Origin of the sequence: Micromonospora noduli (assembly GCF_003264475.1) — a bacterium.
In the GTDB taxonomy this organism is placed as follows: domain Bacteria; phylum Actinomycetota; class Actinomycetes; order Mycobacteriales; family Micromonosporaceae; genus Micromonospora; species Micromonospora noduli.
On record NZ_PYAC01000009.1, the window covers coordinates 34,774 to 48,590 of the forward strand.

A 13,817-nucleotide genomic window follows, 5' to 3' on the forward strand; every position below is an offset into this window, starting at 1 on the left:
ATCTGTTGTTACTAGTCGGTAATGCTATCGAAACATGCAGATCAATGGAATGGCTGGACGGCACCGCGTGCCGGGCCGGCGACGTTCACAGTTGTCGATTAGGTTGGCCTGGCGAACACCCGATGGAGGGAGTCCACCCCGTGCGACGAGTCCTCACGGCGGCCACCACCGCCCTGACCCTCACCACCGCCGGCACCATGCTCGCCGGCACCCCCGGCCAGGCCGCCCCGACGGGCTGGGGCCGTCCGGTCGTCTCCGCCGCGCCGCAACCCGGCGCGCCCGGACTGGGCGACAGCTACTTCCCCGACTACGGCAACGGCGGCTACGACGTCGAGCACTACGACGTCCGGCTGCGCTACGAACCGGCCACCGACCTGCTCACCGGCACCACCACCATCCTCGCCACCGCCACTGCGGACCTCTCGACGTTCAATCTGGACTTTCTGCTCGACGTCGAGTCGGTCCGGGTCAACGGTTGGGCGGCGAGCACCAGCACCGCGGGGGCGCACGAGTTGGTGGTCACCCCGGCCCGCACGGTGACCCGGGGCCAGCAGCTCACCATCGTCGTGCGCTACTCCGGTGTCCCGTCGGAGGCCCTGGTCAACGGCTACACCGGCTGGACGCGTACCGACGACGGCGCCCTCGCCGTCAACGAGCCCGAGTCGGCGTGGTGGTGGTTCCCGAGCAACGACCACCCACTGGACAAGGCCACCTACGACATCTCGGTGTCGGTGCCCACCGGCGTCGAGGTGATCAGCAACGGCGTGCAGCCGAGGCCGCCGCTGGCCGAGGCCGGCAACCGCACCCGGTGGATCTGGCGGACCACCTCCCCCACCGCCACCTACCTGGCCTTCATGGCCATCGGCCAGTACGACATCGTCACCGACACCGCCCCGAGCGGCCAGCCGGTGATCAACGCGTACAGCACCTCGCTGGGTGCCCTCGGGCCGGCCGCGCGGGCCAGCATCGAGCGGACCGCCGAGATCGTCGACTGGGAGAGCGGGATCTTCGGCCCGTACCCGTTCGAGGCGCAGGGCGGCGTGGCCGGGCCGGTCGACGGCATCAGCTTCGCCCTGGAGACGCAGACCCGACCGGTGTACGGGCCGGGCTTCTGGCGACGCGGCGCCAACACCTACGTGGTGACGCACGAGTTGGCCCACCAGTGGTTCGGCGACTCGGTCTCGGTGGCCGACTGGCGCAACATCTGGCTCAACGAGGGCTTCGCCTCGTACGCCGAGTGGCTCTGGTCGGAGGAGCAGGGTGAGGGCACCGCCCAGGAGGTCTTCGACTTCACCTACGCCAGTTACCCGGCCGACGACGAGTTCTGGCAGGTGCTGCCCGGTGACCCGGGCGCCGCTCGGGTCTTCGACAACGCCGTCTACGACCGGGGCGCGATGACCCTGCACCAGCTGCGGCTGGCCGTCGGCGACGACGCGTTCTTCGAGATCCTGCCGACCTGGACCGCCGAGCGCCGCTACGGCAACGGCACCATCGAGCAGTTCCAGGCCCTGGCCGAACGGATCTCCGGGCTGGACCTGGACGACCTGTTCACCACCTGGCTGTTCACCGCCGGCCGACCCGAGGTGGCCAGCGCCGCCCGTAAGGCGGCCCCGCCGACCGAGCCCAAATCCTGGGCCAAGATCCGCGAGTCGCACCATCTGATGTCGCACTAGGAGTCTCGACCGGGCTGAAGATCCGCGCAACTTCAGGGATGTAGGTGCCTCCGCGGCACCCCAGGCACCACTTTCCCTGTTGTTGCGCGGATCTTGGCTTGGGCCTCAGGAAGGCGTCGCCCTGTCCCGAAAGCGGGCCGCCGGGGTGACCGCTGTCTCAGCGGTTCGCCACCGGCCCGGCGGTGACCAACTCCCGGAGCCGGACCCCACCCGACCGCACCGCACCGGCTTCGGCGGGCGCGATGACGCAGACCGCACCGCTGGGCCGGACGATGCGGGCGGCCCGGAACGCCGCTCGTCGTACCGGATGGCGGGGTCGCGGAACGACAAGCGCGAGAGTTGCCGCGCGGCCGCGCTGGCGGTCCAGGGCGACGCCCGCCGCCGTCGTGGCGATCGCCGCCGCGGCTCCGGCGAGGACGAGCGTCTGCCGGGGCCCGGCGTGTTCGGCGAGCCAGCCGAGCAGCGGGGCGCCGACCGCGGCGGAGACCGAGCCGGTGACCGCCAGGGCGGCGAGCACCCGGCCCCGCATCGCGCCGTCGGTGTCGAGCTGGGCGCGGGTGCCGACGGTGGTGTCGATGACCACCGCGGCGGCGGCGATCGGCAGGATCACCGCGGCGAAACTCCAGGTGCCCGGCGCCAGGCCGGCGACGATCTGCAACCCGCTGGCGAACAGGCCCGCGACGACGAGCGTCCGGTAGCCCAGGGAACGCCGTCGGGCCGCGACGAGCGCGCCCACCACCGTTCCGACAGCGAACACTGTCGACAGCAGGCCGTAACCGGAGGCGCCGGCGTCCAGCGGCCCGTCGCTCATCGCGGCCATGGTCACCTGGTAGTTGCGGCCCAGGCTGCCGAGCACGAACGACAGGGCGAGCGCGAGCAGCAGCACCGGCTGCCCGCGCAGGTAGGCGAACCCGGCGCGGACACCGTCCCGGGCCCGGCCGGCGTCCGGGACCGGGAGGCCGGGCACGGCTCCCGGACGTACGGCGAACAGCGCCACCACCACGGCGGCGAAGCTGGCCGCGTTGATGCCGAACAGCAGGGCGGGTCCGACGGCGGCCACCACCACGGCGCCGAGGCTCATGCCGAGGATGCGGCCGGCGGAGTTGGTGAGCGAGCCGAGCGCCAGCGCGTTGCCCAGCGTCTCCCGGTCGACGAGGCTGGCGGCCCAGCGCCCCATCACCGGGCCCTCGATCGCCGAGACGGCACCGCTGGCCAGCGAGATGGCGAAGATCAGCGGCAGGCCGCCGACCCCGGTCAGGGCGACCGCGGCCAGTCCGCCGGCGAGCACCGCGTGGGCGCCCTGGGCGGCGATCAGCAACGGTCGGGCGGGCAACCGGTCGGCCAGCACGCCACCCCAGACGCTGAGCAGCAGCGTGGGCGCCGCCTGGAGCAGCACGGCGAAGCCCATGGACGTCGCCGAGCCGGTTTCCTTCAGGACGTACCAGTTGACCCCGAGGACCTGCATCCAGGTGCCGATGACGGAGATGAAGCCGGCGAGTGCCCAGATCCGGTAGTTGCGGTGGCGCAACGCGGCGAAGGTGGCACCTCTGGCCACGACGAACCTCCAGCGATCGGCAGCATGATCATTCACACCGATCGCGGCGCGGTTCGGCAGCCGGTAAGTCTTGCCGGCTTAAACCTCTTTGCCCACATTTGTGAGCGGCTTCACCAGCGGGAATGTCCGGCCGGTGCGGCAGCGGACCTGCCGCACCGACCGGACGCCCGCACCTCAGCGAGCGGCGAGAGCCTGCGCTGCCGGGCCCACCGGGGCCGGCAGCGCACCGACACCGCCCAGATAGCCGTGGATGGCGGCGGCGACCGCCCGCCCCTCGGCGATGGCCCAGACGATCAACGAAGCGCCCCGGTGCATGTCACCGGCCACGAACACCCCGTCGGCGTCGGTCTGCCAGTCGTCACGGGCGTCGATGGCGCCCCGAGGGTTGCGGGTGACACCGAACTGGGCCAGCAACGGCTGCTGCTCGGTGCCCTCGAAACCGATCGCCAGCAGCACCAGATCAGCCGGCAACTCCCGCTCCGAGCCCGGCACCGCTGTGACGACCCGCCGGCCGTCGCGCTTCTCCACCGTCACCTCGGCGATCCGCACCGCCCGCACCTGGCCGGTGCCGTCGTCCACGAACTCCTGCACCGCCACGGCGAAGACCCGCTCGCCACCCTCCTCGTGCGCCGGGTAGCTGCGCAGTACCCACGGCCAGGTCGGCCACGGGTCCCGTGCCTCGTCGCGCTCCTGCGGCGGCTGCGGGTACAGGTCGAGCTGGTGCACGCCCGCGGCGCCCTGGCGGTGCGCGACACCGAGACAGTCGGCCGCCGTGTCACCGCCGCCGATGATCACCACGTGCTTGCCGGCCGCGTCGATCGGCGTGCCGTCCGGCAACACCGCCGGCGCCAGGCGACGCTCGGCGCTGGCCACCACGCCGGCCTGGTCGGTGGCCGCGGTGGCGACCGCGCGATTCGCCGCGACCAGGTGCGCCATCGCCTGGTGTACGCCCCGAAGCGCCCGCCCCGGGGTCTCCGGCGTGTCCCGGCCCTGCAACGCCCCACAGGCCAGCAGCACCGCGTCGTGTTCGGCGCGCAACTGCTCGGCGGTCACGTCCACCCCGACGTTCACGCCGGTGCGGAAGCGCACCCCCTCGGCGGTGAGCTGGGCCAGCCGGGCATCGATGTGCCGCTTCTCCAACTTGAAGTCGGGAATGCCGTACCGGAGCAGGCCACCGATCGCGTCGTCGCGTTCGTACACCGTCACCGCGTGACCGGCGCGGACCAGCTGCTGTGCGGCGGCGAGACCGGCGGGCCCGGAGCCGACGACGGCGACCGACCGGCCCGACGGCGCCGGCACCGGACCGGGGGTGAACCCCCGCGCCGCGGCGGCGTCGGCGATCTCCACCTCGACCTGCTTGATGGTCACCGGTTGACCGCCGGAGATGCCGAGCACGCAGGCCGCCTCGCAGGGCGCCGGGCAGAGCCGGCCGGTGAACTCCGGGAAGTTGTTGGTCGCGTGCAGCGACTCCACAGCGGCGTCCCAGTTGCCGGTACGCACCAGGTCGTTCCAGTCCGGGATGCGATTGCCCAGCGGGCAGCCGTCGTGGCAGAACGGGATGCCGCAGTCCATGCATCGCGTGGCCTGCTCACGGACCAGTTCCTCGCCGGCCGGCGGGTACACCTCCCGCCAGTCGCTGATCCGCACCGGCACCGGGCGGCGGTCCGGCAGCCGCCGGTCGTAGCGCAGGAAACCGTTCGGGTCAGGCACGTGCCACCTCCTGAGCAGCCACCCGCGGAGCGGGCGGCACCGGCGCGGCGGGCGCGCTGAGCGCGCCCATCACCGCGTCGTCGACGTCGCGGCCGGCTGCTTCGGCGGCCCGCATGATCTCCAGCACCCGGCGGTAGTCGCGGGGTACCACAGCGGTGAACTCGGCCACCGCCTCCGGCCACCGCTTGAGCAGCTCCTCGGCGACCGCCGACCCGGTCTCGGCGACGTGCCGTTGGACCAGCTCGTGTAGCAGCGACTGCTCCTGCTCGCCCAGCGGCAACAGGTCGACCAGCTCCACGTTGACGCGGGCCCGGTCCAGGTGGTGCACGTACGCCGTGCCGCCGGACATGCCCGCCGCGAAGTTCCGGCCGGTCGCGCCCAGCACCACCACCGTGCCGCCGGTCATGTACTCGCAACCATGGTCGCCCACGCCCTCGACCACGGCGATCGCGCCAGAGTTACGGACCGCGAACCGCTCCCCCACCCGGCCGCGCAGGAAGACCTCGCCCGCCGTGGCCCCGTACAGGATGGTGTTGCCGGCGATGATCTGATCCTCGGCCCGCTGGCCCGGCTCGGCATCCGGGTCGAGGAACGGGGCGGCAGCGTCCGGACGGACGATGAGCCGACCCCCGGAGAGGCCCTTGCCCACGTAGTCGTTGGCGTCGCCGTGCAGGCGCAGGGTCACCCCGCGCGGCAGGAACGCGCCGAACGACTGCCCAGCCGTGCCGTGCAGCACGAACTCGATGGTGTCCTCGGGAAGGCCGGCCCCGCCGAAGCGACGCGTCACCTCACCGCCGAGCATCGCGCCGACGCTGCGGTGCTCGTTGCGCACCGCAACCTCGACCCGCACCGGCGCCCCGTCCTCCAGGGCCGGACGGGCCAGTGCGATCAGCTCGTTGTCGAGCGCCTGCTCCAGGCCGTGATCCTGCGCGCGGACCCCGCGTCGGGCCGCGCCGGCGGGCAGCTCCGGCAGGTGCAGGACGGGCGCCAGGTCCAACCCGTGCGCCTTCCAGTGCGTCACCGCCGGGGCCACGTCGAGCAGCTCGGACTGCCCGATCGCCTCCTCGATCGACCGGAAACCCAGCTCGGCCAGGTACCCCCGGACCTCCTCGGCGAGGAAGAGGAAGAAGTTCTCCACGAACTCCGGCTTGCCGGTGAAGCGTTCCCGCAGCACCGGATTCTGGGTGGCGATGCCGACCGGGCAGGTGTCCAGGTGGCAGACCCGCATCATCACGCAGCCCTCGACGATCAGCGGCGCGGTCGCGAAGCCGAACTCCTCCGCGCCGAGCAGCGCCGCGATCAGCACGTCCCGGCCGGTCTTGAGCTGGCCGTCGACCTGCACGGTGACCCGGTCGCGCAGCTTGTTGAGCAACAGCGTCTGCTGCGCCTCGGCCAGCCCCAGCTCCCACGGGGTGCCGGCGTGCTTGAGCGAGTTCATCGGGGAGGCGCCCGTGCCGCCGTCGTGGCCGGAGATCAGGATGACGTCTGCCTTGAGCTTCGCCACCCCGGCGGCGACGGTGCCGACGCCGACCTCGCTGACCAGCTTGACGTGCACCCGGGCCGCCGGGTTGACGCACTTCAGGTCGTGCACCAACTGGGCGAGGTCCTCGATGGAGTAGATGTCGTGGTGCGGCGGCGGGGAGATCAGACCCACGCCGGGGGTGGCGTGCCGGGTCCGGGCGATCCACGGCCAGACCTTGTTGCCGGGCAGCTGACCACCCTCGCCCGGCTTGGCGCCCTGGGCCATCTTGATCTGGAGGTCGTCCGCGTTGACCAGATATTCGCTGGTTACACCGAAGCGGCCGCTGGCGATCTGCTTGACCGCCGAACGCCGGGCCGGGTCGTGCAGCCGTTCGACGTCCTCGCCGCCCTCACCGGTGTTGGACTTGCCGCCGAGCCGGTTCATGGCGATGGCGAGCGTCTCGTGCGCCTCCGCCGAGATCGACCCGTACGACATGGCGCCGGTGGCGAACCGCTTGACGATCTCGGTGGCCGGCTCGACCTCCTCGATCGGCACCGCCGGACGGAGCCCGGTGCGCACTGTGAACAACCCGCGAAGCGAGCCGGCCTGCGCGGCGAGCGCGTCGACCTTGGCGGTGTACTGCCGGAAGACGTCGTACTGCCGGCTGCGGGTGGCGTGCTGCAGCAGGAAGACCGTCTCCGGGTTGAACAGGTGCAGCTCACCCTCGCGGCGCCACTGGTACTCGCCACCGACCTCCAACCGGTCGGAGGTGGCGGTGCCGGCCGGCGGCCAGGCCAGCGCGTGTCGGGCGGCCACCTCGGTGTGCACGCCGGCGAGACCCACCCCGCCGATGCGGCTGGGGGTGCCCCGGAAGTAGCGCTCGACAAGCCGGCTGTCCAGGCCGACCGCCTCGAAGACCTGCGCACCGCAGTACGAGGAGACCGTCGAGATGCCCATCTTGGACATGATCTTCAGGACGCCCTTGCCGAGCGCCTTCGCGTAGTTGCGCACCGCGGCGGCCGGCTCCACCCCGGCCAGCGCGCCAGTGTGGATCATGTCCTCGACCGACTCGAACGCCAGGTACGGGTTGACCGCCGCCGCGCCGTAGCCGATCAGCACCGCCGCGTGGTGCACCTCCCGGCAGTCCCCGGACTCGACGATCAGCGCCGCCCGCGTACGGGTCTGCTCGCGGACCAGGTGCTGGTGCACGGCGGCGGTGAGCAGCAGCGACGGAATCGGCGCCAGGTCGGCGTTGGAGTCCCGGTCGGAGAGCACCAGGATGCGCACGCCGTCCTCGATCGCCTCGGAGACGTGCCGACAGATCTCGGTCAGCCGCGCCTTGATCCCGGCGGCGCCCTCCCGGATCCGGTACAGCCCGGAGACCCGGACCGCCTTGAAGCCGGGCAGGTCGCCGTCCTCGTCGATGGAGAGGATCTTCGCCAGCTCGTCGTTGTCGATGATCGGGTGCGGAAGCACGATCTGCCGGCAGCTCGCCGCGCCCGGGTCGAGCAGATTGCCCTCCGGCCCGATGGTCGACGCCAGACTGGTCACCAGTTCCTCGCGGATGGCGTCCAGCGGCGGGTTGGTGACCTGGGCGAAGAGCTGGTGGAAGTAGTCGTAGAGCAGCCGCGGCCGGGTCGACAGCGGCGAGATCGGGGTGTCCGTACCCATCGAGCCGAGCGGCTCGGCGCCGGTGCGGGCCATCGGCCCGAGCAGGATCTTCAGCTCTTCCACTGTGTAACCGAAGGTCTGCTGCCGGCGGCGCACCGAGTCGTGCGTGTAGACGGTGTGCTCGCGGGCCGGCAGGTCGTTCAGCTCGATCAGCCCGGCGTGCAGCCACTCGCCGTACGGCTGGGCGGCGGCCAACTCCGACTTGATCTCCTCGTCGTGCACGATCCGCCCGGCCACTGTGTCGACCAGGAACATCCGGCCCGGCTGGAGTCGCCCCTTGGCGACCACGTGGGCCGGGTCCAGGTCGAGGACGCCCGCCTCGGAACCGAGCACCACGAGCCCGTCGTCGGTCTGCCACCAGCGCCCCGGGCGCAGCCCGTTGCGGTCCAGCACCGCGCCGACGATCTCGCCGTCGGTGAAGGCCACCGACGCCGGACCGTCCCACGGCTCCATCAGGCTGGCGTGGAAGCGGTAGAAGGCGCGCTTGGCCGGGTCCATCCCCGGGTCGTTCTCCCAGGCCTCGGGGATCATCATGAGCACCGCGTGCGGCAGGCTCCGCCCGGCCAGGTGCAGCAACTCCAGGACCTCGTCGAAGTTCGCCGAGTCGGAGGCGGCGGGGGTGCAGACCGGGAAGACCCGCCGGATGTTGCCCGGCACGTTCGGCGAGCGCAGGAGCGCCTCGCGGGCCTGCATCCAGTTGCGGTTGCCCCGGATCGTGTTGATCTCGCCGTTGTGGGCGATGAACCGGTACGGGTGCGCCAGCGGCCAGGACGGGAAGGTGTTGGTGGAGAAGCGGGAGTGCACCAGCGCGATGGCGCTGTCCACCCGCTCGTCGCGCAGATCCGGGTAGAACGCCGGCAACTGGTCGGGCGTGAGCATACCCTTGTAGACCATGGTGCGGCTGGACAGCGACGGGAAGTACGCCGGAACGCCGCGCTCGGCGGTCTCCCGTTCGGCCTGCTTGCGCAGGCAGAAGGCCACCCGGTCCAGCTCGATGCCGCGCAGCGGGGAGCCGGCCGGCCCGTCGGGCGCGTCGGTGAGGCGGTGCGCGGCCAGGAAGAGCTGCCGCACCCGGGGCATCGCCGCGAGGGCGGTCTCGCCCAGGTCACTCGGGTCGATCGGCACGTCCCGCCAGCCGAGCAGGTCGGCGCCCTCGACCACTGCGTACTTCTCGACCACCCGGCGGGCACGCGCCTCGGCGGCATCGTCGTCGGGAAGGAAGACCAGCCCCGTGGCGTACTCGCCCGCTGGGGGAAGCGCGACGTCGGCCACCGCGCGCAGGAACGCGTCGGGCACCTGGATCATGATGCCGGCGCCGTCGCCGGTGTTCGGCTCCGCGCCACGGGCGCCCCGGTGGTCCAGCCGACAGAGCGCGCCGAGCCCATTGGCGACGACCGAGTGTGAACGCCGGCCGTGCAGGTCCGCCACGAAGGCCACGCCGCAGGCATCGTGCTCCTGCGCTGGGTCGTAGAGGCCCTGGGCGGACGGACGGGGGTGGGGCGTCGGGGACGCCTGCGGGCTGTGCGGGTGCGGCTGTTCTGTGTCCGCGTACGGCTGAGCCACCGGGCCTCCTGTCGTCACTCAGGTTGGATCATGGTGGGGACGACGTCGGCCCGTGGGTCTATTGAGTCTACGTTAGGGCCGGGGCCGCACGGCCACCCGAGATTGATCACACCGTCCACTGGCTGGGACGTGTAGTCTCGCGCGGTGGATCCGCTACACAAGCACGTCTTCGACCGGTTGGAACGCTTCTACGACGCGGTGCCCCGCGACGTCGCCGGTGCGGAGGAGCATGGCGGGCTGGTGCTGTTCGTCCGCGAAGGTGCCGGCTGGCCGTTCTACGCCCGCCCCCGGATCGACGCCACTGAGCCGCCGTCGCTTGCCGATGTGGTCTCGGTCCGCGAGCGCCAGCGGAAGCTGGGCCTGCCAGAAGCCTTCGAGTGGGTGCACGAGACGACCCCGGAGCTGCTGGCGGTGGCCCGCTCGGCGGGACTCAGCGTGCTGGAGGCGCCGCTGATGGTGCTCGACCCGAGCGCGCTGCCCGACCCGGCGACGCTCTCCGACGCGGCGGTGCGGGTGCTGGCAGCTGACTCCCCCGGCTTCGCCGCCGATGTCGCCGCCCGCCGCGCGGTGGCAGCGGTGGCGTTCGCCGCCGCCGGCACCGCACCCGGCGAGGCCGGCCCGGCCGAACGCGACGCCGCCGTCACCGAACTCGAACTGGCCGCGCTCGACGAGGAGCGCGTCCGGATCGCCGACGGGCGACGGATCTCCGCGCTGGCCGGCACGCCGACCGAGGGCGCGCTGGCCAGCGGCATGGCGATGCGGGTGGACGACGTCGCGGAGATCGCCGGGGTGGCCACCCTGCCGTCCGCCCGACGACGCGGGCTGGGCGCCGCGCTCACCGCCACCCTGGCCCGGGAACTACTGGCGGCCGGCACCGAGCTTGTCTTCCTCTCCGCGGGCAGCGAGGAGATCGCGCGGGTCTACCTGCGGGTCGGCTTCCGCCGAATCGGCACCGCCTGCATCGCCGAACCCGCCGCGCTCATCCCCTGACCGCCCCGCTCCGCTGACCTGCCTCGCGGCAGAGGTCAGGTCGGTGGGCGCCACTGGGCGGCGGAGGCTGCGGCGCTGGAGAGCAGTCGGGAATTGATCGTGCCCAGTGCGGCGTCCCGGGCGCGCAGCGCCAACCGGCCGCGGGTCTGGAGCACCGCCGACATCCGCCGGGTCTGCCGGACCACTGTCGCGGCCCGGGGGCGGCGCACCCGGTCGTACGCCTGGACGGCGTCGGGCAGCCGGGCCTCCCGCAGCAGCGACGCGAGCGTGGCGGCGTCCTCGAACGCGAGGCAGGCGCCCTGCCCGAGGTGCGGCGGCATGGCGTGCGCCGCGTCGCCGAGCAGCACCACCCCACCGGGCCCGACCGGAAAGCCGTACGCCCTGGGCAGCGGGCGCAGCTCGCGGACCTCCTGTTGAACCAGGTCGGTCGGGTCGGTGGCGTCGAGCAGCGCGCCGACCGGAGCGGGCCAGCCCGCGTACCAGCGGCGCAGCAGGGCGAGCTGGGTCTCCGGTGGTTCCGGGCGGGGCGCGCCGGCGGCGGTGGCCACCCAGTAGATGCCGCCCCGGCTGGACCCGCCCGAGGAGCCCCGCTCGCCCAGCGACGCGGCCACGAACCGGTAACCCGCGCCGAGAATCTCACCGGCCAGCGGCTGATCGTCGGGGAGTCGAGGTGCCTGGTACCAGGGGATGACGGCCCGCCAGGCGGCACACCCGGAGCTGACCACCCGGGACTCGGGCGCGAGTTGGCGGCGGATGCCGCTGTCCGTACCGTCGGCGGCCACCACCAGATCGGCCTCGATTGTGTGCCGCCCGTCGCTGACTCCCGGCCGCTCGCCCGGCTCGACGCGGACGTGGCGCACGGTCACCCCGGTCCGCAACTCGACCCGCTCGCCGAGGCCGGCGATCAGCGCGTCGTGCAGATCCTCCCGATGCACCACCACCGGCATCCGGTCGGCCGGGATGGGCCGGGGCTGCACGAGCCAGTGCCCGTCCGGGCGACGGACCCCGCCGTCGGGCAACGGGGTGGCGATGGCGGCCAGGCCGGCGCCGAGGCCGAGGGCCTGGAGCGCGCGGACGCCGTTGGGCCAGAGCACCACTGCGGTCGGCTCGGGTCGGACCCGTTCGGCGCGTTCCAACACTGTGACCTGCCAGCCGGAACGAGCCAGCGCGCCGGCCACCGCGAGGCCACCGACCCCTGCGCCGACCACCACCGCGCTTCGCATCGGTGCCGCTCAGCTGTCCCGGTCGGCGGGACGCGCGCCGGTGGCGTCGGCCCGGTCGGTGCGAGCGGCGGACGGTTCGTCTACCGGCTCGTCGTCGCTCGGCGTGAGGTCGGCGGCCGCCGTGTCGTCGGACGGCTGGCCATCATCCGGCCGGGAGTCGTCGTCGTTCGCCGGCGGTACGACGCCGGTGTCCTGCCAGGCGGCGTACTGCTCCTCGCTCACCACCCGGTAGCCCTCCGGCGCGGCGGCCCGCGTGGGGGTCTCCCGCTCGGAGAGGTCGACCTGGGACAGGTCGGACGTGGGGGGCGGGGTCGTCGTCGCCGCCGGGCCGAGCGGGATCAGGTAGTCCCGAGGGCCACGCACCCGTACGAAGTAGATCAGGGCGCCGAGGAAGACCAGGGCGGCGGTCCAGACGTTGAGCCGGACGCCGAGGATCTGGTTGGCCTCGTCGGTGCGCATCAGCTCGATCCAGAACCGGCCGACGGTGTAACCCATCACGTAGAGCGCGAACGCCCGGCCCCGGCCCAGCTTCAACCGGCGGTCAAGGATGAGGACCAGAGCTACGACGCCAAGATTCCACAGCGCCTCGTAGAGGAAGGTCGGCTGGTAGAGACCCGGTTCGAGGATCGGCTGCCCGGCGTCGTCGCGGAGGGCGTGCCCGGGGTTGTCCGGGTCCATCCGGTGGATCTCCAGACCCCACGGCAGGGTCGTCCGGCCACCGAAGAGCTCGTTGTTGAACCAGTTGCCGATGCGGCCGACGGCCTGGGCCAGCGGCAGCCCGGGGGCCAGCGCGTCGGCCACCACGCCGAACGGAATGCCGAGCTGGCGGGCCGCGATCCAGGCACCGAGCGCGCCACCGGCGACCGCGCCCCAGATGCCGAGACCGCCCTCCCAGATGGCGAACGCCTTCATCGGGTCACCACCGGCGCCGAAGTACTTCTCGGGTGAGGTGACCACGTGGTAGATCCGGGCGCCGATGATGCCGGCGGGCACCGCCCAGACGGCAATGTCGAGCACCGCGCCGGGCGCGACGCCGCGCTGCCGTAGCCGGCGCTCCGTCACCCAGCAGGCCAGCACGATGCCGGCGATGATGCAGAGCGCGTAGGCCCGGATCGGCACCGGCCCGAGCTGCCAGACAGCGGTGCTGGGGCTGGGCAGGGCCGCCTGGGGGGAGAGCGAGGCGAGGGTCACGGGTGCACACGCTACCGCTGCACACCCCCGCAGCGGCACCCCGGGCCGCTGGAGGGCGCATCCCGGTGACTTCTGGTTTGCGCCGCCGTAGGCTCTTTGTCCATGAGCGCGCTCACCTGGGCGGTCGCCGCGGTCGTCACCGACGACACCGGTCGGGTGCTGCTCTGCCAGCAGGGTCGGGGTGCCCGCCGCTACGCGTTGCCCGGCGGGCGGCTGCGCCCGGCCGAGAGCCCGGTGCGGGCGGCGCTACGGGACATTCGCGCGGAGACCGGCTGGGACATCGAGCTGACCGACCTGGTCGGCATATACCAGGTGAGCGGCCCTTCGGGGGAGGCCGCGGCGGGACGCGCCGGCCCGCTTCCGGACGTCCTCGTGCACGTGTTCCGGGCCCGCGCGGCCGGGATTCGACCCGCCACCGACCCACCCCCGGGCTGCCGATTGTCCTGGCACTCCGCCGACGCGCTGCCCGAGGTGGTCACCCCGCTCACCCGGGCCGCCGTCACCGACGCGACCGCCGGCCGCTCCGGCGTGCTCCGCGACGTCAGCTGCGTGCCCGGCACCGTCGCCCCCGCGCCGCTGCCAGCAGCTCGCCCAGCCGAGGGCAGCCAGCCGCCAGCCGACCAGGACGTGCGGCGCCCGGGGACCGGCCGGGACGAGCAGCGACCCGCGACCGGCCGGGACACGCAGCGGCCCGGGATCGGTCAGGACGGGCATCCGGGAGCGGGGCAGCCGCCGGAGCAACGCGGCGAGGCCCCGGACCGGTCCCTGCACCCCTGACA

8 protein-coding genes are annotated in these 13,817 nt (G+C 73.0%); 3 read left to right on the forward strand and 5 right to left on the reverse strand.

Translation table 11 applies throughout. The features are described 5' to 3' along the window. The first annotated feature begins 140 nt into the window (after positions 1-140). A complete protein-coding gene (locus MED15_RS12705) occupies positions 141-1,673 on the forward strand; it encodes a M1 family metallopeptidase (protein WP_112735786.1) in 1,533 nt (510 codons plus the stop codon). 157 nt (positions 1,674-1,830) lie between these two features. Here the strand turns inward: MED15_RS12705 and MED15_RS12710 are convergent, their stop codons facing one another. The 3 genes from MED15_RS12710 to gltB all read right to left on the reverse strand — a co-directional run bounded on the left by MED15_RS12710 (position 1,831) and on the right by gltB (position 9,634). Then, positions 1,831-3,228: an MFS transporter gene (locus MED15_RS12710; protein WP_112582710.1), complete on the reverse strand. Its 1,398-nt coding sequence runs from the start codon at positions 3,226-3,228 to the stop codon at positions 1,831-1,833. Positions 3,229-3,402: 174 nt separating this feature from the next. Further along, positions 3,403-4,938, reverse strand: coding sequence for a glutamate synthase subunit beta (locus tag MED15_RS12715; RefSeq protein ID WP_112735732.1), 1,536 nt, complete (start codon positions 4,936-4,938; stop codon positions 3,403-3,405). Continuing rightward, on the reverse strand, positions 4,931-9,634 hold the full coding sequence (gene gltB / locus MED15_RS12720; RefSeq protein ID WP_112582712.1) for a glutamate synthase large subunit: 4,704 nt from the start codon (positions 9,632-9,634) through the stop codon (positions 4,931-4,933). The genes MED15_RS12715 and gltB overlap by 8 nt, the downstream gene beginning before the upstream one ends. A 144-nt stretch (positions 9,635-9,778) precedes the next feature. Between gltB and MED15_RS12725 the strand changes: the two genes are divergently transcribed. Beyond that, positions 9,779-10,624: a GNAT family N-acetyltransferase gene (locus MED15_RS12725; protein ID WP_112582713.1), complete on the forward strand. Its 846-nt coding sequence runs from the start codon at positions 9,779-9,781 to the stop codon at positions 10,622-10,624. A 35-nt stretch (positions 10,625-10,659) separates the two neighbouring features. On the opposite strand, the gene MED15_RS12730 is transcribed toward MED15_RS12725, so the two are convergent. Further along, positions 10,660-11,847, reverse strand: a complete 1,188-nt coding sequence (locus MED15_RS12730) for an FAD-dependent oxidoreductase (RefSeq protein ID WP_112582714.1) — start codon at positions 11,845-11,847, stop codon at positions 10,660-10,662. Between the two features lie 9 nt (positions 11,848-11,856). Next, positions 11,857-13,038 carry a prolipoprotein diacylglyceryl transferase gene (gene lgt / locus MED15_RS12735; protein ID WP_112582715.1) on the reverse strand — a complete coding sequence of 394 codons (1,182 nt, stop codon included), beginning with the start codon at positions 13,036-13,038 and terminating at the stop codon, positions 11,857-11,859. Between the two features lie 102 nt (positions 13,039-13,140). Between lgt and MED15_RS12740 the strand changes: the two genes are divergently transcribed. Beyond that, the gene (locus MED15_RS12740) at positions 13,141-13,815 is read left to right on the forward strand and encodes an NUDIX hydrolase (RefSeq protein ID WP_112725211.1); all 675 of its coding nucleotides are present in this window, start codon (positions 13,141-13,143) and stop codon (positions 13,813-13,815) included. The last annotated feature ends 2 nt before the right edge of the window (positions 13,816-13,817 follow it).